26 protein-coding genes are annotated in these 26,043 nt (G+C 30.1%); 24 read left to right on the top strand and 2 right to left on the bottom strand.

The annotated features are described in order from the left end of the window. Positions 1-33: 33 nt before the first annotated feature. Complete coding sequence (locus ACI48P_RS04610; RefSeq protein ID WP_475213920.1) at positions 34-1,812, bottom strand: Rqc2 family fibronectin-binding protein; 1,779 nt, start codon at positions 1,810-1,812, stop codon at positions 34-36. A gap of 215 nt (positions 1,813-2,027) precedes the next feature. On the opposite strand from ACI48P_RS04610, the gene ACI48P_RS04605 reads away from it, so the two are divergent. The 22 genes from ACI48P_RS04605 to ACI48P_RS04500 all read left to right on the top strand — a co-directional run bounded on the left by ACI48P_RS04605 (position 2,028) and on the right by ACI48P_RS04500 (position 22,906). Then, positions 2,028-2,312: a DUF202 domain-containing protein gene (locus ACI48P_RS04605; RefSeq protein WP_475213918.1), complete on the top strand. Its 285-nt coding sequence runs from the start codon at positions 2,028-2,030 to the stop codon at positions 2,310-2,312. Between the two features lie 257 nt (positions 2,313-2,569). After that, a complete protein-coding gene (locus tag ACI48P_RS04600; RefSeq protein ID WP_475213916.1) occupies positions 2,570-3,883 on the top strand; it encodes an MATE family efflux transporter in 1,314 nt (437 codons plus the stop codon). Beyond that, a complete protein-coding gene (locus ACI48P_RS04595; protein WP_475213915.1) occupies positions 3,883-4,623 on the top strand; it encodes a GNAT family N-acetyltransferase in 741 nt (246 codons plus the stop codon). The genes ACI48P_RS04600 and ACI48P_RS04595 overlap by 1 nt, the downstream gene beginning before the upstream one ends. 78 nt (positions 4,624-4,701) lie before the next feature. Further along, positions 4,702-5,535, top strand: a complete 834-nt coding sequence (gene dapF / locus ACI48P_RS04590; RefSeq protein ID WP_475213913.1) for a diaminopimelate epimerase — start codon at positions 4,702-4,704, stop codon at positions 5,533-5,535. A gap of 1 nt (position 5,536) precedes the next feature. Next, the gene (locus ACI48P_RS04585; RefSeq protein WP_475213911.1) at positions 5,537-6,418 is read left to right on the top strand and encodes a YicC/YloC family endoribonuclease; all 882 of its coding nucleotides are present in this window, start codon (positions 5,537-5,539) and stop codon (positions 6,416-6,418) included. 60 nt (positions 6,419-6,478) lie between these two features. Beyond that, positions 6,479-7,096 carry a guanylate kinase gene (gene gmk, locus ACI48P_RS04580; RefSeq protein WP_475213909.1) on the top strand — a complete coding sequence of 206 codons (618 nt, stop codon included), beginning with the start codon at positions 6,479-6,481 and terminating at the stop codon, positions 7,094-7,096. Position 7,097: 1 nt separating this feature from the next. Next, entirely contained in the window at positions 7,098-7,364 is a 267-nt protein-coding gene (gene rpoZ, locus ACI48P_RS04575) for a DNA-directed RNA polymerase subunit omega (protein ID WP_475213907.1), read from the top strand. 5 nt (positions 7,365-7,369) lie between these two features. Beyond that, entirely contained in the window at positions 7,370-8,569 is a 1,200-nt protein-coding gene (gene coaBC / locus ACI48P_RS04570) for a bifunctional phosphopantothenoylcysteine decarboxylase/phosphopantothenate--cysteine ligase CoaBC (RefSeq protein ID WP_475213905.1), read from the top strand. A gap of 283 nt (positions 8,570-8,852) precedes the next feature. Continuing rightward, positions 8,853-11,342 (top strand): primosomal protein N', encoded by a 2,490-nt coding sequence (gene priA / locus ACI48P_RS04565; RefSeq protein WP_475213903.1) that lies wholly within the window; start codon positions 8,853-8,855, stop codon positions 11,340-11,342. A gap of 17 nt (positions 11,343-11,359) precedes the next feature. Continuing rightward, positions 11,360-11,800: a peptide deformylase gene (gene def, locus ACI48P_RS04560; RefSeq protein ID WP_475213900.1), complete on the top strand. Its 441-nt coding sequence runs from the start codon at positions 11,360-11,362 to the stop codon at positions 11,798-11,800. A gap of 15 nt (positions 11,801-11,815) precedes the next feature. Then, positions 11,816-12,745: a methionyl-tRNA formyltransferase gene (gene fmt / locus ACI48P_RS04555; RefSeq protein WP_475213898.1), complete on the top strand. Its 930-nt coding sequence runs from the start codon at positions 11,816-11,818 to the stop codon at positions 12,743-12,745. A gap of 7 nt (positions 12,746-12,752) precedes the next feature. After that, positions 12,753-13,496: a DUF116 domain-containing protein gene (locus ACI48P_RS04550; RefSeq protein WP_475213896.1), complete on the top strand. Its 744-nt coding sequence runs from the start codon at positions 12,753-12,755 to the stop codon at positions 13,494-13,496. A gap of 16 nt (positions 13,497-13,512) precedes the next feature. Next, entirely contained in the window at positions 13,513-14,214 is a 702-nt protein-coding gene (locus tag ACI48P_RS04545) for a zinc metallopeptidase (RefSeq protein WP_475213894.1), read from the top strand. Positions 14,215-14,410: 196 nt separating this feature from the next. Continuing rightward, the gene (rsmB, locus tag ACI48P_RS04540; RefSeq protein ID WP_475213892.1) at positions 14,411-15,736 is read left to right on the top strand and encodes a 16S rRNA (cytosine(967)-C(5))-methyltransferase RsmB; all 1,326 of its coding nucleotides are present in this window, start codon (positions 14,411-14,413) and stop codon (positions 15,734-15,736) included. An 8-nt stretch (positions 15,737-15,744) separates the two neighbouring features. Further along, positions 15,745-16,776, top strand: a complete 1,032-nt coding sequence (gene rlmN / locus ACI48P_RS04535; protein ID WP_475213890.1) for a dual-specificity RNA methyltransferase RlmN — start codon at positions 15,745-15,747, stop codon at positions 16,774-16,776. Between the two features lie 18 nt (positions 16,777-16,794). Further along, positions 16,795-17,547 carry a Stp1/IreP family PP2C-type Ser/Thr phosphatase gene (locus tag ACI48P_RS04530; protein ID WP_475213888.1) on the top strand — a complete coding sequence of 251 codons (753 nt, stop codon included), beginning with the start codon at positions 16,795-16,797 and terminating at the stop codon, positions 17,545-17,547. Between the two features lie 12 nt (positions 17,548-17,559). Continuing rightward, positions 17,560-19,332, top strand: a complete 1,773-nt coding sequence (pknB, locus tag ACI48P_RS04525; protein ID WP_475213886.1) for a Stk1 family PASTA domain-containing Ser/Thr kinase — start codon at positions 17,560-17,562, stop codon at positions 19,330-19,332. Between the two features lie 198 nt (positions 19,333-19,530). Further along, positions 19,531-20,412, top strand: coding sequence for a ribosome small subunit-dependent GTPase A (gene rsgA, locus ACI48P_RS04520; protein WP_475213884.1), 882 nt, complete (start codon positions 19,531-19,533; stop codon positions 20,410-20,412). A gap of 2 nt (positions 20,413-20,414) precedes the next feature. Next, complete coding sequence (gene rpe / locus ACI48P_RS04515; RefSeq protein WP_475213882.1) at positions 20,415-21,071, top strand: ribulose-phosphate 3-epimerase; 657 nt, start codon at positions 20,415-20,417, stop codon at positions 21,069-21,071. Positions 21,072-21,080: 9 nt separating this feature from the next. Beyond that, complete coding sequence (locus ACI48P_RS04510) at positions 21,081-21,719, top strand: thiamine diphosphokinase (protein ID WP_475213880.1); 639 nt, start codon at positions 21,081-21,083, stop codon at positions 21,717-21,719. Positions 21,720-21,881: 162 nt separating this feature from the next. After that, entirely contained in the window at positions 21,882-22,550 is a 669-nt protein-coding gene (locus ACI48P_RS04505; RefSeq protein ID WP_475213878.1) for an HAD family hydrolase, read from the top strand. 206 nt (positions 22,551-22,756) lie between these two features. Next, positions 22,757-22,906 (top strand): 2-oxoglutarate translocator, encoded by a 150-nt coding sequence (locus tag ACI48P_RS04500; protein ID WP_475213876.1) that lies wholly within the window; start codon positions 22,757-22,759, stop codon positions 22,904-22,906. A gap of 309 nt (positions 22,907-23,215) precedes the next feature. Here ACI48P_RS04500 and rpmB read toward each other — a convergent pair whose 3' ends face one another. Next, complete coding sequence (rpmB, locus tag ACI48P_RS04495; RefSeq protein ID WP_475213874.1) at positions 23,216-23,404, bottom strand: 50S ribosomal protein L28; 189 nt, start codon at positions 23,402-23,404, stop codon at positions 23,216-23,218. A 539-nt stretch (positions 23,405-23,943) separates the two neighbouring features. Between rpmB and ACI48P_RS04490 the strand changes: the two genes are divergently transcribed. Continuing rightward, positions 23,944-24,294, top strand: a complete 351-nt coding sequence (locus ACI48P_RS04490; RefSeq protein ID WP_475213872.1) for an Asp23/Gls24 family envelope stress response protein — start codon at positions 23,944-23,946, stop codon at positions 24,292-24,294. Positions 24,295-24,309: 15 nt separating this feature from the next. Further along, the gene (locus ACI48P_RS04485) at positions 24,310-25,938 is read left to right on the top strand and encodes a DAK2 domain-containing protein (protein WP_475213870.1); all 1,629 of its coding nucleotides are present in this window, start codon (positions 24,310-24,312) and stop codon (positions 25,936-25,938) included. Positions 25,939-26,043 lie beyond the last annotated feature (105 nt).

Raw genomic sequence — 26,043 nt, 5'->3', positions numbered from 1 at the left:
TTCTGCGACCCAAAATTCTATTTCAAATAGCCTTTATTTTACCTTAAGTTTTGCCACAGTTTCCTCATTTGGGGTTACATATATTGTACTATTAGTCTCATAAATAACCATACCCGGCTTAGAACCACTAGGCTTTTTAACATTTTTCTTCTTAGTATAATCAACAGGAACCTGAGAAGACATCTTACCCTTACTAAAGAAAGCAGCAAGCATAGCTCCTTCCATTAAAGTCTCATCACTAACTTCATGACCGGCACACTTTATAATAACGTGAGAACCAGGAATATTCTTCGTATGCATCCATATATCATCATTATCAGCTAGCCTTAAAGTAAGGTGATCATTTTGCTTATTATTCTTACCAACAAGTATTTTATATCCATCACTAGATATAAACTCAAGAGGTTTAGTAGTAAGTTCAGATTCTTTCTTGTTTTTAGCCTTAGCCTTACCTTGAGCTTTAGCATAACCAAGCTTTATAAGCTCTTCTCTAATATCTTGTAGCTCAGCTAAGTTTTCACAGTTTTCTATACTAAGGATGGTATTTTCTAAATAATCCACTTCTTCCTTAGTTATTTCTAACTGATGAGTAATTTCCTTTTTAGCAGTTTTCATCTTATTGTACTTCTTAAAATACTTTTGAGCATTTTCAGAAGGAGTAAGATTTACCTTTAAATCTACTGTAACATTTGAATAGTTTGGATCGTAGAAATTTGCAAGCTCTACGCTTTCCATACCTTTTTCAATCATATAAATGTAAGAAGTTATTAGCTCCCCTTTAACTTTATAAGTCTCAGCATTTTCAGAATCTAATAATTCCTCTTCTTGTTTTTTAAGCTTGTTTAAAAGTCTATCAAGTTTTATAGATATACTTTTCTTTAAGTCAGCAGAACGTTGATGTATTCTATCTTTTATATCCTTAGTTCTGTAGTATTTTTCAATTATGTCAGACATACTATCACTATTTACAAAAGATAGATCATTGTATATTGATAAATTTACACAACTAAAATCTATAACTCTATCTGTTTTTTCATTAATTATCATAGATGGTGAGTAGTTGTTATTTCTTATATCCTTAAATAAGTTATCAAACTCCTTATATAAAGAGTTTAAATCATCATTACTTAATTCATTTGATTTTAAGGATTCTTCTATGTTTGCTCTAAAACAAATTTCCTTTGCAACAATAGGGCTTATACCTAAAATTTTTGAGTAAATTCCTTTAAATACTGGACCCTCAAATTCCTTTAAAGCATCATTAAATTCATTATTAGATATATCATTTAATGGATTAAACTTGTTTTGTTCAGGAGGAAGTGTATAAGTAAGACCAGGTAATATTTGACGAGCTCTACTTACACTAGTAGGTATTCTTTTAGCAGAATCTATAATACTATCATCACTTGCATGAGTAAGTATTATATTACTATGTCTTCCCATTATTTCTATAATAATATCTTTAGTAGTCTTTTCTTTTAACTCATCTAAAGATTCTACTGATATTTTTATTATTCTTTCAAATCCAACTTGAGAAATTCCTACTATATTACCACCTTGAATATGTTTTCTAAATAACATACAAAACATAGGTGCTTTAAGAGGATTTTCCTTTTTATAATCATTTGCTATGTATACTCTTGGAATTGATGAGTTTGCACTTAAAACCAATTTATAATTTTCTTTGTTGTTTCTTATATGTAAAACTAATTCATCACTTTCAGGTTGTTGTATTTTATCAACTTTACCACCTAAAAGCTTTGATGATAATTCATTTACAATAGAATGTATAACTAAACCATCTAAAGCCATAATATCGCTCCTTTCATAGGTGAAACTTTCATATAACTAATTATTACATATAAAATATGTAATGTGAATAGCGGACTTATTTAAGTATATAAATATATTCTTAGCAAAGTTAGAGAAGTTATTTAAAAAGAATTAAAAATCATGAGAAAAAATATACATAATATGGTAAAATAATTAAAATTATATAGGAATCACTAGCATAAGGGGGAATGAACATGAAGTATGATAACTATAAAAATAATCTAGAGGACATTACGCTAAGTGATCGTTTATCAATAGACAGGACAATATTAGCAATTGAAAGAACACATCTAGCGTATATGAGAACAGTAGTAAGCTTTATAGTAGCGGCATTAACATTATTTAAATTACTAGGGGGAATAGAAGGCATTATTGTAGCATCAATACTTTTAGTATCAACAGTATATTTCTTTGTAAAAGGAAAGAAGATTTATAAAGAATCGCATTCTAATCTTAATTTTGATGAAGATGAATTATAGGTTCAAATAATAAGGGATAAATAATTAGCATAGTCATAATTATTTATAAAAATTAAACTAAATTTAACAATGTCTATTATCAAAATAAATGTAATAACATTTGGATATATTTAAATTGATAATAGGCTACTAATATACTACAATTTTCTTATGTAAAAAGTATTATCTTAAATAAATTCATAAAAAGGGCATTTCATAAAAATTATTCAAAAGTTAATTAATAAAAATAAAATTTATACAAAGAGAAGTGATGATAATTGAACAAAGTATTTAAACTATCATGGCCAGTTATGCTTGGTATGATACTTCAAAGTTTACTATCTACAGTAGATATGATTTTTGTGGGAAGACTAGGAACCGTACAATTAGCTTCTGTTGGAATTTCAAATTCAGCACTTACAGTAATATTTGTATTATCAACATTGGTATCATCAGGGATGATAGCACTAGTATCAAGGTATTTTGGAGAGGGAAAAATAGAAGAAGTTAAAGCAATAAGTGGAGAGGCTTATTTAATGTCATTGATAACAGGGCTTATTTGTACTGTAGTATGTTGCTTTTATGCAAAATCATTTTTAAAACTATTATTTGACCCAGACATAGAAACATTAACATATGCATATGAGTTTGCTGTTATAGCTTTTTTAGGGACTGTATTTGTATTCATATCATCAACATTAAGAACAATTCTGCAAGCCTTAGGTGATACAAAAACACCTCTGTATATTTTCGGACTATCAAATATTTTAAATATTATATTGGACCCATTATTTATCTTTACATTTGGATTAGGAGTTAAGGGAGCAGCCTTAGCTACTTTAATATCTACAATATTTAGTTTTGTGATTATCAACGTAGTAATTGTAAAAAGATTATATGATGGTAAAATCACCACTTTTGTAAAAAAATTAAAAATATCTAAAAATACTAGTTTTAGAATACTAAGAATAGGAAGTTGGGCCTGTATAAAGGAGGGAGCGAGACCCTTTACAGGAATGCTTATGGCAAGTCTTGTATATTATGTAGGTAGAGAGGCAGGTAGTGCAGCATTTTCAGCTGGACAACAGATTTTAAATTATACATTTATCTTCTTAAATGGATTATCTATAGCTATTGCCATATTAGTTGGGCAGAGTTTAGGCAGCAATGATTTGGAAGAATGCAAAGAAATAATTAAATCCGGAATGATATTGGCGATGATTAATATGGTAGTATTTTCTGTGCCTTACTTTATATTTCCTAGGGAAATAATGATGATATTTACTAAAGATGTTCAGGTTATAAATATGGGAATTAGTTATTTAAGAATAGTCTATATAGGAATACTATTTGTAGTTTTTCCTATGATATTAGGTGGCGTATTTCAAGGTGCGGGGGATACATTGCCGCCTATGATAGCATCAATTGTTGCTAATGTATTGTTAAAGTTACCTTTAGCATATCTGTTTTCAAGAATTTTTAATATGGGTACAAATGGTGTATGGCTAGCAATAGCTCTATCTGTGATTATAGAAGCTATAATTATTATTTTCTACTATAAAAAAGATAAGTGGAAGGAGAAGGTGATTTAATGTTAGTACAAACGAGTTTTAATGATAAGATAAAAAAATTATTAGAAGAGGATATTATAACAAACTTAAATATATTTGGCATAATTGAAAATTCAAAAGAAGCTAAGATTTGTGTTGACGATATAGAGAATCCGAGTGGCGTTTTTGTAAATAATGGATATTTTAATTATATTTATACTAAAAATGAGGAATTTACAGATAAGATTATTGAACATATATTAAAGAATAAAGGATATTATGGATTCTCAGCATTAAAAAGCGAGATAGCAGACAGAATAAAAGATAAATTTGAAGTAGACTGGGAAAGTGTATGCTCTTTATATTATTATAAAGATAAATCTGTAGATACTGGGAAGATAAAATCTAATGTGATGCCAGTTAAGATAGAAGATGATTATGTTATAAATGAATATTATACTTTTAAAGATGATGAGAGTATACATGGAATAAGAGATTCTATATATAATAGACATAATTCTTGTGTATATCAAAATGGAAAAATAGCATCTTGGTTACTTCTTCATGATGATAACTCTATGGGACCGATGTTTACTAAAGAAGAATTTAGAAAAGAAGGATTTGCAATAGATGTCACTTTGGATGTGATTGATAAACTTTTAAAAGATAATAAAATACCATTTCTTCATATTATTAAAGACAACGAAGCATCTCATAGGTTAGCAAAAAAATGTGGTTTTGAAGAATATGGTACAGTTAAATGGTTTGGAATAATTGTTTAGACCAAATTCATACCTAGCACAAGGCTCTTAAATATTGTATAATACTAAGTTAGAGATTTAATTATAAGGGGCGAGATTATGAAGTTTTGGAAGTTACATGGAATAGGTAATGATTTTGTTGCAATCGATGGAAGATTTGATGAAAAAGAAGCTTCAAGTTATTCAAAAATGGCTGAAAAATATTGTCATAGAAGATTTGGAATAGGAGCAGATGGATTATTAGTTGTAAAAAGCTCAAATAATGCAGATATAGAAATGGTATACTTCAATTCTGATGGCTCTAGAGCAGCCATGTGTGGAAATGGACTTAGATGTTTTGTAAAGTTTATTTATGACAATAATATAGTTAAGAAAAATGAATTTAATGTAGATACATTAGATGGAATAAAAAAGGTAAACCTAAACCTTGATGAAAATGGCAATATAATAAATATAAAAGTAAACATGGGAAAAGGAAGTTTTCTTGTTAATGACATACCAGTAATTTCTCAGAAAGAAATATTCATAAACGAAGAGTTAAAAATATTAGATAAAGAATTTAAATTATCATCTATGTTAATGGGTGTTCCCCATACAATAATTTTAGTTGATAACTTAGATATAGATGAAGTACATAAATATGGAAAAGAAATAGAAAAGCATAAGATATTCCCTAATGGGACTAATGTAAACTTTGTCAAAGTCAATGACTATGAAAATATATCTGTTCATACTTGGGAAAGAGGTTGCGGATACACTTTAGGCTGTGGAACAGGAATGACAGCAAGTGCAATCATATGTAATTATTTAAATAAAGTAGGAAAAAGTGTAAATGTTACCTCTCAAGGTGGAACTATTAAGATAGATATAGAAGAGTTTGTTTATATGACAGGTGAAGCAGTAAAAATATGTGAAGGAACTTTGGAGGTATAATATGGCTGTAAGTATGACAGGCTTTGGAAGAGGAGAATATAAAGATGACAACTACTACTTTTTAGTAGAATGCAAAACTATAAATCACAAATATTGTGATATAAATGTGCGTCTTCCAAGAAAAATTTCATTTTTAGAAGATAAGGTAAGAAATTTAGTTAAAGATCACGTTAAAAGAGGTAGAGTTGATTTATACATAAAACTTGACTTATTAGGTAGTGAGGATGTAAACTTAAAATTCGATGAAGCGTTGGCAACTCAATATGTAAACATGCTAAAGCAGATAAAAGATAAGTTTGACTTAGTAGATGATATAAGTGTTATGAGTGTAGCAAAGTTTCCTGATATTATAAAAAGTGAAGAAAAAGAAGAAGATGAAGATTTACTTTGGTCAATGTTAAAGCAAGCAGTTGAAGAAGCTCTTATAAAATTAAAAGAAATGAGAAGCGAAGAAGGTAAAAAGCTTGCTGATGATGTTATAATGAGATGCGATCTTCTTAAAAATTATATTGAAGAGATAGAAAAATACTCATATAATGTTGTTATTGATTATAAAGAAAAGTTAAATACTAGAATAAATGAATTAGTAGAAGATCCTAGTATAATAGATGAAAATAGATTAGCTCAAGAAGTAGCAATATATGCTGATAAAGCAAGTATTACGGAAGAAATAGTAAGATTTAGAAGTCATATAGAGCAACTTAAAAAGACTGTAGTTAAAGATGAATCTATAGGAAGAAAGATAGATTTCTTAATTCAAGAAATGAATAGAGAAACTAACACAACAGGTTCTAAGTCTTCAGACTTAAATATTACTAACTTAGTAGTTGAAGTAAAAAGCGAGTTAGAAAAAATAAGAGAGCAAATACAAAACATAGAATAATACTATTTTAAAAGATATTTATAGATTATTAAATGACAATTGGAAAGGAAGAATATACTAATGGTTAAAAGAAAAGGCCTACTACTAGTAGTATCAGGTCCATCAGGGGCTGGAAAAGGTACTATATGTAAGGAGTTATTAAAAGACAATGACCAGATAAAACTTTCGGTATCAGCTACGACAAGAAAGCCAAGAAACGGGGAAGTTGACGGAGTAAATTATTTCTTTATAAGTAAAGAAAAATTTGAAATAATGATTAAGGATGGCGAATTCTTAGAATATGCTCAAATATATGATAACTTCTATGGTACTCCAAAGGAAGCTATAATGGAATGCTTAGATAGAGGACAAGATGTTATCTTAGAAATAGAAATGCAAGGTGCAAAGCAAATGAAAGATGTTTGCCCAGACGGAGTGTTTATATTTGTACTTCCACCATCTTTAGAAGAGCTAAAGAATAGAATAGTTGGAAGAGGAACAGAAACAGTTGAAGAAATCGAAAAGAGATTCAGCTGCGCCTTTGAAGAAATAAACCAAATAGTAAACTATGATTACTTCATAGTTAATAAAGATGTTAATGATTCTGTTAAGCAGATAGAAAGTATAATATGTGCTGAAAAGAATAAAGTTACAAGATATAAAAATAATATAATAGATAAGTTCAAGGAGGAATTATAATATGTTAAAACCATCTATAAACGACGTATTAGACAAAATAGACAACAGATACTACTTAGTAACTACAGTATCAAAGAGGGCGAGAGAAATAATCGACGGTTCAGCTCCATATGTATTTGATAAAAATAAAGAAACTAAGCCAGTTAGTTTAGCTACTCAAGAAGTTGCTGAAGGTGAAATACACTACAGAATATTAACTCAAGAAGAAGTTGATTTAGCAGAAGCATTACAAGCTCAAGAATTAGAGATAACTACAGAAGAGGAGTAATCTAAATGTTTAGTAATAAGACTGTTGTACTTGGTGTAAGTGGAGGAATAGCAGTATATAAATCTTGTGACGTGGTAAGTAGACTAAGAAAACTTGGTGTAAATGTTCACGTTATAATGACTAAAAGCGCAGCTGAATTTGTTACGCCGCTAACATTCCAATCACTAAGCCAAAACTATGTAGTTAGCGATATGTTTGAAGAACCAAAAACTTGGGATGTTGAACATATTTCACTAGCGAAAAAAGCAGATGTATTTTTAATAGCACCAGCTACAGCTAATGTTATAGGAAAAATGGCAAATGGTATAGCTGATGATATGTTAACTACAACTGTTATGGCTACAAAAGGTAAGGTACTTATTGCACCAGCGATGAATACTAATATGTATGAAAATCCTATAGTTCAAAGAAACATAAATAGTTTAAAAGAATTAGGATATAGTTTTGTTGAGCCAGAAAGTGGAAGACTTGCTTGTGGTGATACTGGAAAAGGTAAATTAGCTAACCCTGAAACCATAGTAGAGGAAGTAGTTAAACTTTTAAGTGTTGAAGAAGATTTAAAAGGGACAAGTATGATAATAACAGCTGGACCTACTGTAGAAAGTTTAGACCCAATGAGATACATAACTAATAGATCTACAGGTAAAATGGGATACGCAATAGCGCAAGTTGCTATAAGTAGAGGAGCTAATGTTACTCTTATTACTGGACCTACTAAATTAAATCCACCACAAAATCTTAAGAAGCTTATTAAAATCGAATCTGCAGAAGAAATGTATGAAGCAGTATTAGAAAACTTAGATGAAAACCAAGTTGTAATAAAAAGTGCAGCAGTAGCTGATTACAAGCCAAAAGATTATAGTACTAAAAAGATAAAGAAAAGTGATGACGATTTAGTTATTAGTTTAGATAGAAATAAGGATATTGCATATGAAATAGGAAAGATTAAGAAAGATAAAATCTTAGTTGGCTTCGCAGCAGAAACTAACGACCTGTTAGAAAATGCTAAAGGTAAAGTTACTAAGAAAAATCTTGATTTCATAGTAGCAAATGATCTTACACAAGAAGGTGCAGGCTTTGGCGTTGATACTAATATTGTGAAGATTATTGATAAAAATGGGAATATAGAAGAATTCCCTAAAATGAAAAAAGACCAAGTAGCGAATGTGATACTAGATAAAGTAAAGTCGCTACTTAATAAATAAGGGGATGTCTCGACATAAAATTTATCGGAGATACGCCGCTACGGGGAGAAGTATAATTTCGCTTTCATGCAGACCAAGATCGGGTCTGCAAATGAAAGACGATCTTATACTTTCCCCTTCGCTGGTGTACTTCTCAAATTTTATGTCATGAGACACCCCTTTTATTTATACGCATGACTTTACATTATTAGTTTGGAGAAGGTATAAGAAAAAAAGATAAGACTAAGACGAAAAATATAACAAATAATATTAAAGATAAGAGTGGGAAAAGGGAGGTGAGACTGTGGAGAGATTTGCTAAGGTTGTTGTTAGAAGTAATACTGTACATACAGATAATTTGTTTACTTATAAGATACCTGATTTTCTTATTGAGGATTTAAAGGTTGGACATAGGGTTTTAGTTCCTTTTGGAATGGGTAATAAGCCTACTGAGGCTTTTGTTTTTGAGATCGTGGATAAATTAGAAGAGAGCTTTAGAATTAAGAATGTTGCCGATTTATTAGATGAAAATCCTATTTTTAGGGTGGAAGATTTAGAATTGGTAAATTGGATGAAGAATAGATATTTGTGCACTTATATTGATTGTATAAATTTAATATATCCTAAAGGTTATAAACTAAATAATTATAAGGTTGCTACTTTGGGAGAAGAGTTAGTAAGTTTAAGTGAGATGCATTTAAAAGCATATATAAGTGATTTAAATGATAATGAGAAGAAAATAATAAAAAGGATACTTGAAAGTAAGGGTCCTTTAAAAGTTGAAAAGCTTAAAGATATAAAAAATGTAAATAACATTTTGGATAGGATGAGGAAAAAAGAACTTATAAATCTAAAATGGGAATATAAAAATCATAAAAATGAAAAAAAGATATGCTATGTGTCATTAAGCATAGATCAAAATGAAATAGATGAGCATATTGCAGATAATAAAATATCTCTTGGTTCTAAGCAAAAAGAAATATTACACTTCTTAAAGTATAATGAAGAGGTAGAAATAAATGACTTAATGGAGCTAGTTAGTGCATCTAAAAGTAGTATTACTTCTTTACATAGTAAAGAACTTATAAATCTAGAGTTTAAAGATTATTATAGAAAGCCTGATAGTATTTATAAAGCATCTTCAAAAGAAATTATATTAAATAATGAACAGAAATACGCTATTAATAAAATAACTTCTGAAATGTTTGAGGAACATAAGAAGCCGTACATGATTCATGGGGTTACTGGAAGTGGTAAGACTGAAGTTTATATGGAGATAATAGATTATGCTTTAAGCCAAGGCTTAGATAGTATATTTTTAGTTCCAGAGATTTCATTAACTCCTCAAACAATAGCACGACTTAAAAATAGATTTGGTGATATTGTTGGAGTATTCCATAGTCAACTTTCAGAAGGTCAAAAACATGATGTTTATAAAGCTATAAAAGCAGGTAAAATAAGAATATTAATAGGTGCAAGATCTGCATTGTTTGCTCCTTTTAATAGCTTAGGTGTAATAATTATAGATGAGTTTCATGAATCTTCTTATAAATCAGAGAAAAATCCTAAGTTTAGTACTATAGAAGTTGCACGATTTATGGCTATAAAAAATAATATATCATTAGTTCTAGGTTCTGCTACTCCATCAATTGATGAATATTATAGAGCTGAAACTGGTGATTATGATTTAATTACTATAAAGAATAGAGCAAATAAAAAGCCTCTACCAAAGATACAAGTAGTGGATATGAAAAATGAGCTAACAAATGGAAATAAGAGTATATTTAGTTATAAGCTACATGAAGAAATAGAAGAAGCTATAAAAAATGATAATCAAGTAATATTATTTTTAAACAGACGAGGATATAGTAACTTTATATCATGTAGACAATGCTCATATGTATTTCAATGTGAAAACTGTGATATATCTCTTACTTACCACAAAAGAAATAATGTAGGGCGTTGTCATTACTGTGGATATGAAATAGAAATACCTACAGAATGTCCAGAGTGTAAAAGTAACTATATTAAGCCTTTTGGAATAGGGACTCAAAAAATTGAAGAAGAGATAAAAAGCATATTTCCAAATATTAGAGTATTAAGAATGGATAAAGATACTACCTCTCAAAAAGGGTCAATGGAAGAAATTCTTAATAAGTTTAATAATAAAGAAGCTCAAGTACTTATAGGTACACAAATGTTAAGTAAAGGTCTAGATTTTGATAATGTCACCTTGGTAGGTATATTATCAGCTGACATGATACTAAACTTCCCAGATTTTAAAAGCTCTGAAACTACCTTCCAGTTAATAACACAGGTATCAGGAAGAGCGGGAAGGGCAGATAAAGAAGGAACTGTTATACTTCAAACTTATGACACTGACCACTATGCAATAAGAAGAGCTATTAACTATGATTACGAACACTTCTATGAAGATGAAATAAAAATAAGAAAAGCCTTTGGATATGCTCCTTTTAATAATATGCTAAGTGTTGTATTAAGTGGAGAAAATGAAAAGATGGTTGAAAAAAATGCTAGAAATATGTATAACTCTCTTACATATATTCTTAAGCAAAGAGGAATAGAGGATTTTGATTTTATTTTAGGTCCTAACCCATGCTCTATTAGTAAAATAAACCAAAATTATAGATGGCAGATATTATTTAAAGATGATAATATTGAAATAAATTTATTAAAGGGTATAATAAAATATATATGTATAACAAAGAGAGATGTAGTATTTAACAAAGATATTAATATATCAATTGATATTAATCCAAATACTGTATTATAAATTTAGGAGGAATAAATATGGCATTAAGACAAATAGTTCAAATAGGAGATCAAGTACTAAGAAAAAAGTGTAAACCAGTAGAAAAAATAGATGATAAAATAATACAATTATTAGATGATATGGCAGACACTATGTACGCTGCTGATGGTGTAGGTCTTGCAGCGCCACAAGTTGGAATTTTAAAGAGAATAGCTATTATAGATGTTGGAGATGGAATAATAGAACTTATAAACCCAGAAATAATTGCGACTTCAGGAACTCAAACTGATGATGAAGGTTGTTTAAGTGTTATAGGCGAATCAGGAGCTGTTACTAGACCGTATGTTGTAAAAGTAAGAGCATATAACAGACAAGGTCAATTATTTGAAATAGAAGGTGAAGAACTTTTAGCAAGAGCGTTCTGCCACGAAATAGACCACTTAGATGGAGTATTATTTGTAGATAAAATAGAAAAGTAGTAGGAGCTGATAATTTTGAAAATAGTATTTATGGGAACTCCAGATATAGCAACTGGATGTTTACAAAAAATAATAGATGAAAAACACGAAGTAATAGGTGTAGTAACTCAACCAGACAAGCCAGTTGGTAGAGGCAAAAAAATGGGGATGCCTCCAGTTAAGGAACTTGCACTTAAATATGATATACCAGTATATCAACCAGTAAAAGCTAGAGAAGAAAGCTTTGTTGAAACTTTAAAAGAATTAAATCCAGATGTTATAGTAGTTGTTGCATTTGGACAAATACTTCCAAAGTCAATACTAGACATACCAAAGCTTGGATGTATAAATGTTCACGTATCACTGCTTCCAAAGTATAGAGGAGCAGCACCTATAAACTGGGTAATAATAAATGGTGAAGAAAAAACTGGTGTAACTACAATGTACATGGATGAAGGTTTAGATACAGGTGATATGATATTAAAGACTGAATTTAATCTTGATGATGAAATAACAGCAGGAGAACTTCATGATAAAATGAAGGAAATAGGAGCAGAAACTTTAAGAGAAACTTTAGAGTTAATCGAAAAAGGTGAAGCACCTAGAGAAGTTCAAAACCATGAAGAATTCTCATATGCTCCAATGATGAACAAAGAATTAGGACATGTAGATTTTACAAAGTCTGCAAAGGTAGTTCATAACTTAGTTAGAGGAGTTAATCCTTGGCCAAGTGCTTATGCAAATTACAACGATCAAACAATGAAAATCTGGAAGACTAAAGTATTAAATGAGGAAAGTAGTAAAGCACCTGGGACAATACTTAAAGTTGATAAAGAAGGAATAAGAGTTAGTACAAATGATAAGGTGATTTTAGTTGAAGAGATACAAATGCCTGGTAAGAAAAGAGTACAAGTAGCGGAATATATCAAAGGAAATTCTATAGAAACAGACGTAGTACTTGGATAATTAATATATGACTGATACTAAGAAATATATAACTATTGTAGGTGTTCTTTTGGGAACACTTATAATAGGTACAACAATAATAAATGTATTATTATCAAGTTTGACACAGGTATTTTCAATAATAATGAATACTATAGCTATAGTTATTATGTTAATCATAGTATTTTCAACAATAATTACTTACAGAATAATAAAAGATAAAGACGTTGATTCAAAATTAATGAGTCTAAACTTTAAAATAGTAACAATACTATTCCCTGTTTTAACTGGTATAGGTAATATAATGGGAATATCAAAAAATGATATAAGAAAAGTGTATATTAAACTAAATAATAAATATATATACAGTAATAGCTATAATTTAAAGCCGGAAGATATTATGATACTTACACCTCACTGTATTCAAAACCATAGTTGCAAATTAAAAGTAACTAATGAAGTAGAAAACTGTAAACAATGTGGTATATGTAATGTAGGTGATTTAGTTAGGTTAAAGAAAGAAGCTAATGTTAAAGTTTTTATTGCAACAGGTGGAACTTTAGCTAGAAAAATTATAGTGGATAATAGACCTAAGGCAGTAATAGCTGTGGCTTGTGAAAGAGATTTGACATCAGGAGTACAAGACATAAATAAAATCCCTGTGTTAGGTGTATTTAACAAAAGGCCAAATGGTCCTTGTGTAGATACAAGTATAGATATTAAAGAAGTAGAAAAAGCAATAGAATTCTTTACTGCTTCTAACTTAAAATAATAGGAGAGTGTTGTATATGTATCCGTATTATTATGGATTCCGTTTTGATCCAACTATGTTTATATTGATACCAGCAATATTATTTACTATGTATGCTCAATTTAAAGTAACTTCTACTACAAGTAGATACTTTAGAGTAAACACACGTAGAGGATACACTGGAGAAATGGCAGCAAGAAGATTATTAGATGCAAATGGCTTATATGACGTTAAAATAGACATGACTAGAGGTCGTTTAAGTGACCACTATGATCCAAGAAGTAAGGTAATAAGGTTATCTCAAGATGTGTATTATGGAACATCTATTACTTCAGTTGCAGTTGCATGTCATGAGTGTGGTCATGCGATACAGCATGCTAAAGGATATGCTCCATTACAACTTAGAAATAGCTTAGTTCCAGTTGTGAGTTTTGCTTCTAATATGTCTTGGTTTTTAATAGCTATAGGACTTTTCTTTACAGGAGGTCCAGCATTAAAAATAGGTATATTATTATTCTCTGCTTCAGTAGTATTCCAAATAATAACATTACCTGTAGAGTTTAATGCATCAAGTAGGGCTATAGCTCAAATGGGAGACTTAGGAATCGTTGAAGGTCAAGAAGTACGTCAAAGTAGAAGTGTGTTAACAGCAGCGGCACTTACGTATGTTGCAGCGGCACTTACTTCTGTGCTTCAATTAGTAAGATTATTAGCAATAGCAGAAAGAAGAAATGACTAGAATATAGAGATTATGTTAAAATAAGATTTATCGGTTAAACGCCGCTTCGGGGAGGTATATAAGTTTGTAGGCATGCAGGCCAAGAGCGGGCCTGCAAATGCTACTGCACTTATATATCTCCCCTTCGCTGGTTTTACGATAAATCTTAATATTTTAAACAACTCAAAAATTCTTTAATAGAAGGAGAAAATATATAATGAACGCTAGAGAAATTGCGCTTAAAGTGCTTTATGATATAGAGAAAAATGAAAATTATTCTAATATCGCGATTAACAAACATTTTAGAGAAGTTAACTTGAGTGATCAAGATAGAGGGCTTGTTACTGAGATTATTTATGGGGTGGTTGAGAACAAATATTATCTTGATTATATTATTGATAAACTTTCTAAGATTAAGGCGAAAAAGTTATCAATTTATGTTAAAATATTGCTTAGAATGGGCATTTATCAGATTGTATTTTTAGACAGTATTCTTGATCATGCGGCAGTTAATGAGACTGTTAATTTATGTAAAAAGTATGATAAAAGATCTTCTGGATTCGTTAATGCAATTTTGAGAAATGTTATAAGAAATAAAGAGAGTGTAATAGAGTTAGATGATAGTGATACTATTATGTACTTTGCTACAAAATATTCTTATCAACCTTGGATAATAAAAAACTGGGTAAATGCTTTTGGAAAAGAGTTTACTGAAGATTTATTAGAGGCAAATAGTGAGAAATCAAGCTTATACATAAGAACTAATACTACTAAGATTAATAGAGATGAACTTATAAAGCTACTAGAAGAGAGTAACATTAAGTGTAGCAAGGTTCCTACTGTTGAAGAAGCTATTAGAGTTGAAAACCTTAAAAATATTGAAAATAATAAGTTATTTAAAGATGGCTTATTTACAATACAAGATATTAGTTCTATGATAGTTGGTAAAGTTATGAATCCAAAAGAAAATTCATTAGTTATAGATGTATGTAGTGCTCCTGGAGGTAAGTCTACGCATCTTGCAACACTTATGAATAATACTGGTACAGTAGTGGCTAGAGATGTATTTGATCATAAACTAAAGCTTATTAAGTCAACTGTAGATAGATTAGGTCTTACAAATGTAATAGTAGAAAAAAGTGATGCATCTGTAGTGGATGAAAGTTGTATAGATAAATTTGATTATGTTTTAGCTGATGTTCCTTGTTCAGGCCTTGGAATAATAAGAAGAAAACCAGAGATAAAATATAAAGAAAAGGCGGAACTTAAGGATTTACCAGTTATACAAAAGACAATACTTGAAAATGCATCTAAATATGTTAAAATAGGTGGAACATTAGTATATAGTACATGTACTATTCAGGATGCTGAGAACATCGAAGTGGTACAAGCTTTCTTGAGAGAAAATAATAATTTCGAACTTGTGCCAATAGATGAAGTAAATGTAGATTTAGAGAATGAAGATAAGGGATATTTAAAGATATATCCAAATATTCATGGTATGGATGGTTTCTTTATAGCTAAATTTAAAAGAGTAAGGTAGTGATATTTATGGAAAATAAAAAAGTAGCATTAAAAAACTTTACAGAAGATGAACTTAAAGAGTTTATGAAAACTATAGGTGAAAAACCCTTTAGAGGAAGCCAAATTTATTCATGGATATATAAAGGTGCGAAGACCTTTAATGATATGAATAATATTCCTAAAAGTCTTAGAGATAAGCTAGAAGAAGTTTCATATATAGGAAACTTAGAAGTAGAGCTTAAACTTGAGTCAAAAGTGGATGGAACTAAGAAGTATTTATTTTTATTAGATGATGGAAATATAATAGAAACAGTAATGATGGACTATGAAAGTAGAGTTACAGTATGTATATCTAATCAAGTAGGTTGTAGAATGGGGTGTAGATTCTGTGCTTCGACTATGGATGGACTTATAAGAAACTTAGAACCATGGGAAATTTTAGATCAAATTATGAAGATACAAGAGGATACAGGGAAAAGAGTATCGAATATTGTTTTAATGGGAAGTGGTGAACCATTAGATAACTTTGATAATACGAAGCAATTCTTAAAGGTTGTTAATGATAAGAATGGTTTAAATATAGGGTATAGACATATTACTTTATCAACGTGTGGCGTAGCGCCAAAAATGTATGAATTTGCAGATTTAGAGTTACCAATAAATCTTGCATTATCTCTACATTCACCATTTGATGAAGCGAGAAAAGAAATAATGCCTATAGCTAATGCATACTCAATAAAAGAAATATTAGATGCTTGTAGATATTATATAAAGAAAACTAATAGAAGGGTTACATTTGAATATTCTTTAATAAAAGGTGTAAACGACTCTGAAGAGCATGCTAATGCGCTAGCTAAGCTTTTAAAGGGAATGTTATGCCATGTTAACCTTATACCAATAAATAAGGTTGAAGAAAGAGATTATGAGAAGCCTGATAAAACATTTATATACAAGTTTAGAGATAGCTTAGAAAAACAAAATATACCTGCTACAGTTAGAATATCTATGGGATCAGATATAAGTGGAGCATGTGGGCAGTTAAGAAGAAAATATAAGTAGTTGTAAGGGGGAAAGCTTATGAACTTTAGTTGTGCCTCCCACATAGGAAAAGTCAGAAAAAATAATGAAGACTATTGTAGGGGGGAAATTATCCAAACAGATGGCTTAGATATCGTAGGTATTTTTGCTATGGCTGATGGAATGGGTGGTCATAATAAAGGTGAAGTAGCAAGTAAATTAGCTGTAGAAAATATAATTAAATTTTTAAAAGAGAATTTACTGCAAAGCAATGGCATAAAAATAGATTATATAGATGATATAATTAAACAAGCTTACAATAGCGTTAATAGTATTATTCACAAACAATCAATTAGTGAATTAGAGTTTAACGGAATGGGTACAACTTTGACTACGGCTGTGATATATAAAGATAATTTATATGTTGCAAATGTTGGGGATAGCAGATGTTACCTTTTACAAGATGATGAGATGAAAAAAATTACCATAGACCATTCTGTAGTCGAAGAGCTTTTAAGAGCAAATATAATTACAGAAGCTGAAGCAAAAAATCATCCAAGAAGAAATCATATAACTAGAGCTATGGGCACTGATGATATGGTGTTAGTAGATATTTTTAAGTTAAAACTTAAAAAAGATGATAAAATATTACTTGCCACTGATGGATTAACTGGTTGTATAGAAGATGATGATATAAAAAACATAATAGAAAAAGATAATAGCACAGAAGTATTAAGTGATGAATTGATAGATATGGCAAATGAAGCATCAGGAAAAGATAACGTATCAGTCATATTAATAAAGCATAAATAGGATGGTGATAAAGTGGGAGAGACGGTACTAGGAAATAGATACGAAATCATGAAGAAAATTGGTGATGGAGGTATGGCCTTTGTGTATGTTGCAAAGGACAAGTTATTAAACAGAACTGTTGCAGTTAAGGTATTAAGGCCTGAATTTGTAGATGATGAAGAGTTTTTAACTAAATTTAAAAGAGAAGCAGAGGCAGTAGCTAGCCTTTCTCATCCAAACATTGTTAATGTATACGATGTAGGTGAAGATGGAAAAGTCCACTACATAGTTATGGAGTATGTTGACGGACAAAATCTAAAGGAAATAATAAAAAACGAAGGAACTTTAGATGAATATACAGCTTTAGATATTACTAAGCAAATAGCTATGGCACTAAGTGCAGCACATAAAAAAGGTATAATCCATAGAGATATAAAGCCTCATAACATACTTATATCTAGTGAAGGAAGAGTAGTTAAGGTAGCTGACTTTGGTATAGCAAAGGCTGTATCAAACTCTACAATGACAAATATTGGTAGTATTATAGGTTCGGTACACTACTTCTCACCTGAACAAGCTAAGGGCAAATTTGTAAGTAATAATGCAGACTTATATTCTTTAGGAATAGTTTTATATGAAATGTTAATAGGTAAGGTTCCTTTTAGAGGAGATAGTCCTATATCAATAGCACTGCAACATATAAATGATGAGATAGAATTTACATCTGAGGAAAAAGTAAATATACCTCAAAGTGTTAGAACTATCATAAAGAAATTAACTGAGAAGTCTACTTCTGATAGATATCAAAGTGCTGAAGAGCTAATAGAAGATATAGAATATATAGAAAAGAATATAGACTTAGATTTCATAAAGGAATATGATAACTTTGCCACTCAAAAAATAGATGAAACTGAAATGAAGAAATCTATTAAGGCAGTCCCAATAGTTGAAGTACAAGAAAATGAGGAACCTTTAGAAGAAGAGGAAGAAATAGTGGCAGAAAAGAAAAATAAGAAAAAAAGAAAGAAAGTAAAGAAGGAAGAGAGTCCAAAGACTAAAAAGAGACTTAAAATTGCAGCAGTAGTATTAAGTATAGTTCTTATAGCTCAGGTATTTATAGCATTTAAGATTTTTGGAGGCGGTGGTTTAGGTAATAAAGAGATCACAGCACCAGATTTCCATAATATGAGTTTAGACGAAGTACAAAAACAACTTGATAAGTTAGGATTGAAGATAACTGTAAGAGATGAGTACAACGCGGAAATAGAAAAGAATAACGTAATAGAGCAAACTCCAGCAGCTGGAACAGTAATGCAAAAAGGTGATACAATAAATGTAGTTATAAGTAAGGGTGCAAAGAGAGCTGAAGTTCCAAATATTGAAGGTCTTACTTTAGATGAAGCAGAAAATGTATTAAAAGAAAATAAACTTGAGTTAGGCAAAATAACTTATGAATATAGTGAAATCTATAAAAAAGGAATAGTATTAAGCCAAGACCCAGCGCAAGGTTTATCTAGCGTTGAAGAAGGTGACAAAATAAATGTTGTAGTAAGTAAAGGTCCTAAGGTTGAGGATAAGGTAGAAACACCAGAACCAACACCAACGCCAACACCAACACCGACACCAACACCAACACCGACACCGACACCAACACCAACACCGGAACCAGAGCCAGAGCCAACACCAGATCCAGAGCCAACACCGGAACCAGAGCCAATACCTCCATCTACAGGAGATAATGGTAATAGTGGAAATAATGGTAATACAGGTGGAACAGATCAAGGAACGGGATCACAAGGACAATAATAATAATTTTTAGTATACTAAAACCCAACTTAAACAAGTTGGTTTTTTTTACGTGAAATAAATTTATAATTTAGAAAAGGTATGCATAAAATATAATAGTGTTAAAATTTGAAAAGAATATTAATTTGCAATGGTATTATGATATTATATAGAAATAGAAGCAATTAGATAGTATCAAAATTTTTAAGGAGGAACTTAATGTTAAATGGAACGATAATAAAAGGAATAGGGGGATTTTACTACGTAGATACAGATAATGGACTTTATGAGTGTAGAGCTAGAGGGATATTTAGAAAGCAAAAAATCACGCCTTTAGTTGGAGATAGAGTTAGTATAAGTGTAGTTGATGAAGAAACTAAAAAAGGTGTTGTTGAGGAGATAGATAAAAGAGATACAGAGCTTATAAGACCACCTATAGCAAATGTTGGTAAAGCGCTAATAGTATTTGCTATAAAAAATCCTAAGCCAAACTTATCTCTATTAGATAGATTTATAGTATTAGCGGAAAAAGAAAGCCTAGAAATAGTAATAGTATTCACTAAGATAGATTTAGATGATGAAAACTATTTAGAAGAAATAAAGGGTATTTATGAGCTTAGTGGATATAAGGTAATACCGGTAAGTAATAAAGCTAATATTAACATAGATAAAATAAAAGAAGAGTTAAAAGACAGTGTTGTAGTATTTGCCGGACCATCTGGTGTTGGTAAATCTAGTTTATTAAATGAAATAGATAGTAATTTTAAGCTACAAACTGGTGAAGTTAGTGATAAAATAAAAAGAGGTAAGCACACTACTCGTCATGCAGAGTTATTAAAACTAGAATGTGGTGGAATGGTTGCAGATACACCTGGATTTAGTTCATTAACATTAGATGATATAAGTGAAAATGAACTTAAGGATTACTTTATAGAATTTGATGACTTTGATGATTGTAGATTTGGCTCAAGATGTATTCACCAAAATGAGCCTGCTTGTGCTGTAAAAGAGGCTGTGGAAAACGGAAAAATATCTAAAAAAAGATATGATAGTTATATACAGCTACTAAACGAAATTAGACAGGGGAAAAGGAGATACTAAAGATGATTAAGTTAGCGCCATCAATATTATCGGCAGACTTTGCAAGATTACTTGAGGATGTAAAAAAAGTTGAGAAAGCAGGATGTGAGTATTTACACATAGATGTAATGGATGGGCATTTTGTTCCAAACATAACATTAGGACCTGGTATAGTTAAAAGTTTAAGAAAAGATGTTAATATGGTATTTGATGCACATCTTATGATAGAAAATCCAGATAACTACATAGCTGATTTTGTAGATGCAGGATGTGATATGATAGTAGTTCACCAAGAAGCTTGTACACACCTTCACAGAACTATACAAAACATAAAATCTCACAACATAAAGGCTGGAGTATCTTTAAATCCAGGTACACCAATAGAAACTATAAAGCATGTACTTGCTGATGTAGATATGGTACTTATAATGACTGTTAATCCTGGATTTGGGGGACAATCTTTCATAGAGTCTATGATAGAGAAGATAGAAGAATTAAAGGCTTTAATAGATAGCAAAGGTTTAAATGTAGATATACAAGTTGATGGTGGTATAAAGCCGGATAACGTACACAAAGTAGTTAAGGCAGGAGCTAATGTAATAGTAGCTGGATCAGCAATATTTAATAGTGCTGATATTGAAGAAACAGTAAAATTATTTAGAAAGAATGCATCTTTATAGGCAGATAATATGAATATTTGTATTATTTTAAATGGAGAAATAAAAGATTATGAAGCTACTAAAAGAATTGTAAAAAATAATTATGATTATATAATTTGTGCTGATGGTGGAAGTAATCATGCATATAAGATGGAAATAGTACCTAATTATATTATTGGTGATTTAGATTCTGCTGATACTAATGTTATAGAATACTTTAGAAGTCACAATGTAATCTTTGAAAAATTTCCGTCTAAAAAGAATGAAACGGACACTGAGTTATGCATATACCAGGCTAATAAACTTGGTGCAACTAAAATAGATTTTATAGGTGCGCTAGGTGGACGAGTTGACCATATGTTAGCCAATGTTAGTTTACTTTATTGTATAAGAAATATGAACATAGTTCCGAGAATACTAACAGAAAGCGAAGAAATGTATATAGCAATAGATGAAGAAGTAATTATTGAAGGTAAAGTCAAGGATACATTATCTGTAATTCCTTTAGGGGGAGATGCTAATGGTGTAACCCTTAGTGGATTTGAGTATCCACTAAATAATTACAATATGAAATATGGACTACCATTAGGGATTTCAAATATAATGTTAGCAGATAAATGTAGCGTTAAAGTAAATAAAGGTAGTTTATTAATAGTAAGAAATAAATAGTTAAAGAAAAAGTTTGTGTAGATGTAAAATTATCTGTACAAACTTTTTCTTATATATGGATAAATATATGTTAAAATTAGTAGGAAGTTTAGAGGAAGTTATTTCAGCTTATTATTTAAGTAAAAAAATTAATAAGCTTATCATACTAAGGGGGATTTGTTAATGGTAGAATTAGTAATTTTTGACATGGATGGACTTATGTTTGATACAGAGATTGTTTCTTATAAAGGGTGGGAGTATGCAGTCGAAAAATTAGGATATGACTTTTCTATGGAGATATTTATAAATACTTTAGGTGTTGGAGAAGTTGAAATCGGTGATTACTTTAGATGCATTTATGGTAATGATTTTCCATATGATGAAATACTAAAAGATAGAATTTCTAAAATGCATAGTATTATAGAAGAAGATGGGCTTATAGAAAAGGAAGGTTTAAGGGATGTACTAAGCTTTTTAGGATATAAGAACATAAAAATGGCAGTAGCTACTTCTTCAGGTAAAGAAAGAGCTCACAGTTTACTTAAAAAAGCAGGTATAATAAATTTATTTGATTATATAATATGTGGAGATGAAGTAGTAAAATCTAAGCCTGATCCATTTATATTTGCGAAGGTAGCTAAAGAACTAGGATGTGATGCTGATAAGGTGGTTGTGTTAGAAGACTCTGAATATGGGGTATTAGCTGCAAGTAGAGCAGGTATGTTACCTATTGTAATACCAGACATGAAAGAACCTAAAGAGGAAATTTTAAAATTAGCATACTCAAGAGCAAAAAATCTTAGAGAAGCAATATCAATAATAGAAAATATAAAAGCTGAAGAAGTTTTTTAGAAGAAAAAGCACATTACTTTATCAATTAATGATACGGTGATGTGCCTTTTAATTTACAAAATTTTGTTGAAAGTAAATGGACAAGTTAAACTGAGGAAAAAATAATAAAAAAGATTAGGACAGGTCTAAATTTGACTAATGGCGCATAAATTTAAGTATACAAATAGCCTGTTGGTTCAAGTAGGTATGGTAGAAGGAGGTGTATTATGAGGAATCAGTCTAAAGGATTACTAGGAATTCTATGCTTGGCTACTGGCGCTACATTACTTTTATCTATTTTATTACCTAATTGGATTTGGTCAGGTCTATGTGCATTATTACTTATAGGATGTGGAGCGCTATTATTTTTTTATTAATAAAAGCTTATTAATTTTTATTAGTACATAATTTGGTAAAGAGATAAATATAATTTAAATGTGAAATACAAAAGAATAATTTATAAAAAATAGTAATATAAAATTATATAGATGAAATTCACACTACATAACGTGAATGAAATTTGAGGAATGGTTTTATTATATTATGAAAAGGTGGAGGGATACATTATGAAAATGGTAACAATCAAACTTCCTAAGTGGTTATCAAATATAGTTTTGAAGTTTATGAGAAAAAATAAATAAAATAAAAAAAGCCTACTAAGTTGTAGGCTTTTAAAAAGAGAACTATTAAGCTCTCTCAACTTTACCAGAACGTAAACATCTAGTACAAACTTTTACTCTCTTAGGAGTTCCATCAACTATAGCTCTAACGCTTCTTAAGTTAGCTGACCATGTTCTTCTGCTGTGTCTATTTGAATGTGATACTTGGTTTCCAGCAACCTTCCCTTTACCACATACGCTACATATCTTTGCCATTACGTGCACCTCCTTAAAATGTTAACTATTTAAAGACTAAAAACATATTTATTTTAACATAAATATCGAAAACGTGCAATATAAATATATATTTGCCTTTCATATATTGAAGATTTTCTTATTATCATATAAAATTATATATATAAATTCACATAATGTAAATATTAAAAAAGAAATCTTAAATATTTTATTTTTTTCCAATAAATTTTGATTAAAATGTCAAAAAAATTGGTAGGTTTAAATTATAACATATTTATAGTATTATAGTAGTTATAATTTTATATAACACAAAAATTCGCAAAAAATTAAAAATAGTTGAATAAAAAATTTATCCTATTGAATAAATTGAGTTTTATAGATAGAATTAGTATCTTAAAATCAAAGACTGAAATAGGACATCTTAAAATTTTTTATTTTAAAGTACATATTAATGCAAGGTTTTTATTAAAGTTTAGCGAATTTGAAAAAAGTAGAAAGTTTTAGATTAATTTTGAGCAAAATAGAAATAAAAAATAAAAATGAACTTAAGGGGGTCAACCATGAGTGCAAAAGTAGTAAATCAATATGGAACTATCGAAATAGATAAGGCAGTAATAGCGCAAGTAGCGTACAGAGCAGCAATGGAAAGCTACGGATTAGTAGGATTAGCATACAAGCAAAAAGGTATAGTGGAATTATTAAAAGGTGACAACATAACTAAAGGTGTTAACGTTGAGGAATTAGAAGATAATACCATAGCAATAGAACTTTATGTTATAATTCAGTACGGAACAAATATATCAACAGTTGCAAACAATATAATAGATAGAGTAAAATATACAGTTGAGAACATGACGGCAATAAAAGTTAGTAAGATAGATATTAACGTACAAGGTATAAGAGTTAAGTAATTTAGGAGGAAAAAAATGATTCAGTATATAGACGGTAAAACCCTGAAAGAGATGTTTGTCTCTGGGGCAAACAATCTTCAAAATAATAAGGATTTGATAGACAGACTTAATGTATTCCCTGTTCCAGACGGAGATACAGGTACTAACATGTCTCTTACTATATCTTATGCAATGAAGGAATTATCTAAAGTTGATAATGATAACATAACAGATATAGGAAAAGCACTATCTAAAGGGTCTTTAATGGGTGCAAGAGGGAACTCTGGAGTTATATTATCACAAATAATAAGAGGATTTGCAAAATCAATAGAAGGTAAAGAGAAGTTATCTAGCGAAGATTTAGCACATGCTTTTAAGAACGGATCAGATACAGCATACAAAGCTGTAATAAAGCCTATAGAAGGTACTATACTTACTGTTGTTAGAGAAAGTGGAGAATATGCAGTAAAAACTTGTAAAAAAGAGAAGAACATAGTTGAGTTCTTAGAATTATTCATAAAAGAAGCAAATGCTTCTGTTGAAAGAACACCAGAACTTTTAAAGAACTTAAAGGACGCTGGAGTTGTTGACTCTGGAGGGAAAGGTCTAGTTCTTATATATGAAGGTATGCTTGCATGCTTAAAAGGAAATCCTATTGTATTAATGGATGAAGCTCCAGCAACTACTCAAACTATAAATGTTCCTCAAGGTACAATAAACACTGAGGATATAAAGTTTGCTTACTGCACAGAATTCATATTAGAAAGTAACACTGTAAGTGATACACAAATAAGAGACATAATGTTACCTCTTGGAGATAGCTTAGCTGTTGTTGGAGATGACGGAGTAATAAAAGTACACGTTCATACCAATGAGCCAGGTTTAGCTCTTCAAAAGGCTTTAGAGCACGGACAATTATTAACTATAAAAATAGAAAACATGAAAATGCAACATGAAAATACACTAATAGATAGCGATGCAGAAACTGCAGTAGCGTCTGTAGAAGAAAAAGAATTTGGATTTATAGCTACTTCTATGGGTGACGGTTTAGCTAAAATCTTCAAAGACTTTGGAGTAGATCACATAATAGAAGGTGGTCAAACAATGAACCCAAGTACAGAAGATTTTATGAAGGCAATAAAAGGAATACATGCTAGAAATATATTTATATTCCCTAACAATAGCAACATAATAATGGCTGCTAACCAAGCTAAAGAATTAAGTGAGAAGAATATAGTAGTTATACCTACTAAAAACACTCCACAAGGATTTAGTGCATTAGTTAACTTCAATGCAGAAGCTTCAGTTGAAGAAAATGAAGAAGCTATGATGGAAGCACTAGGCATGGTTAAGTCTGGTCAAGTAACATTTGCAGTAAGAGATACTGTAATGAATGATGTTGAAGTTAAAGAAGGAAACATAATAGGATTAGCAGAAGGTAAGATACAATCTGCAGGAGATAGAGTAGATGCAATAACTACTGAACTTGTAGAAAAGCTAGTAGATGAAGACAGCGCAATCGTAACTTTATTCTATGGAGAAGATGTAACTGAAGAACAAGCAAATGTTCTAAGAGATACTTTAGAAGAAAAGTTTGAAGATTTAGACATAGAATTATACTACGGAGGTCAACCTCTATACTATTATTTAGTTTCAGTTGAATAAGATTAATTAGTCCTGTATATCCTACTGTTATTAAAGTCGGTTATACAGGACTTTTAAGTATAAGGAAATGATAATTCACGTAATAAAAGTGAATTTCTAGTACAT

The organism is Romboutsia sp. LXY-2 (assembly GCF_056171995.1).
The sequence above is the reverse complement of the archived record's forward strand: the minus strand, read 5'-3'. Positions and strand labels throughout refer to the sequence as shown.

Bases quoted from the DNA above. Each gene is read 5' to 3' on its own strand.
- def (WP_475213900.1), top strand. From the start codon at position 11,360: ATGGCATTAAGACAAATAGTTCAAATAGGAGATCAAGTACTAAGAAAA.
- ACI48P_RS04610 (WP_475213920.1), bottom strand. From the start codon at position 1,812: ATGGCTTTAGATGGTTTAGTTATACATTCTATTGTAAATGAATTATCA.
- ACI48P_RS04485 (WP_475213870.1), top strand. From the start codon at position 24,310: ATGATTCAGTATATAGACGGTAAAACCCTGAAAGAGATGTTTGTCTCT.
- ACI48P_RS04595 (WP_475213915.1), top strand. From the start codon at position 3,883: ATGTTAGTACAAACGAGTTTTAATGATAAGATAAAAAAATTATTAGAA.
- ACI48P_RS04500 (WP_475213876.1), top strand. From the start codon at position 22,757: ATGAGGAATCAGTCTAAAGGATTACTAGGAATTCTATGCTTGGCTACT.
- rsgA (WP_475213884.1), top strand. From the start codon at position 19,531: ATGTTAAATGGAACGATAATAAAAGGAATAGGGGGATTTTACTACGTA.
- ACI48P_RS04505 (WP_475213878.1), top strand. From the start codon at position 21,882: ATGGTAGAATTAGTAATTTTTGACATGGATGGACTTATGTTTGATACA.
- ACI48P_RS04510 (WP_475213880.1), top strand. From the start codon at position 21,081: ATGAATATTTGTATTATTTTAAATGGAGAAATAAAAGATTATGAAGCT.
- ACI48P_RS04550 (WP_475213896.1), top strand. From the start codon at position 12,753: ATGACTGATACTAAGAAATATATAACTATTGTAGGTGTTCTTTTGGGA.
- coaBC (WP_475213905.1), top strand. From the start codon at position 7,370: ATGTTTAGTAATAAGACTGTTGTACTTGGTGTAAGTGGAGGAATAGCA.
- rpoZ (WP_475213907.1), top strand. From the start codon at position 7,098: ATGTTAAAACCATCTATAAACGACGTATTAGACAAAATAGACAACAGA.
- dapF (WP_475213913.1), top strand. From the start codon at position 4,702: ATGAAGTTTTGGAAGTTACATGGAATAGGTAATGATTTTGTTGCAATC.
- ACI48P_RS04545 (WP_475213894.1), top strand. From the start codon at position 13,513: ATGTATCCGTATTATTATGGATTCCGTTTTGATCCAACTATGTTTATA.
- ACI48P_RS04530 (WP_475213888.1), top strand. From the start codon at position 16,795: ATGAACTTTAGTTGTGCCTCCCACATAGGAAAAGTCAGAAAAAATAAT.
- ACI48P_RS04490 (WP_475213872.1), top strand. From the start codon at position 23,944: ATGAGTGCAAAAGTAGTAAATCAATATGGAACTATCGAAATAGATAAG.
- gmk (WP_475213909.1), top strand. From the start codon at position 6,479: ATGGTTAAAAGAAAAGGCCTACTACTAGTAGTATCAGGTCCATCAGGG.
- rpe (WP_475213882.1), top strand. From the start codon at position 20,415: ATGATTAAGTTAGCGCCATCAATATTATCGGCAGACTTTGCAAGATTA.
- rsmB (WP_475213892.1), top strand. From the start codon at position 14,411: ATGAACGCTAGAGAAATTGCGCTTAAAGTGCTTTATGATATAGAGAAA.
- ACI48P_RS04605 (WP_475213918.1), top strand. From the start codon at position 2,028: ATGAAGTATGATAACTATAAAAATAATCTAGAGGACATTACGCTAAGT.
- rpmB (WP_475213874.1), bottom strand. From the start codon at position 23,404: ATGGCAAAGATATGTAGCGTATGTGGTAAAGGGAAGGTTGCTGGAAAC.
- ACI48P_RS04585 (WP_475213911.1), top strand. From the start codon at position 5,537: ATGGCTGTAAGTATGACAGGCTTTGGAAGAGGAGAATATAAAGATGAC.
- rlmN (WP_475213890.1), top strand. From the start codon at position 15,745: ATGGAAAATAAAAAAGTAGCATTAAAAAACTTTACAGAAGATGAACTT.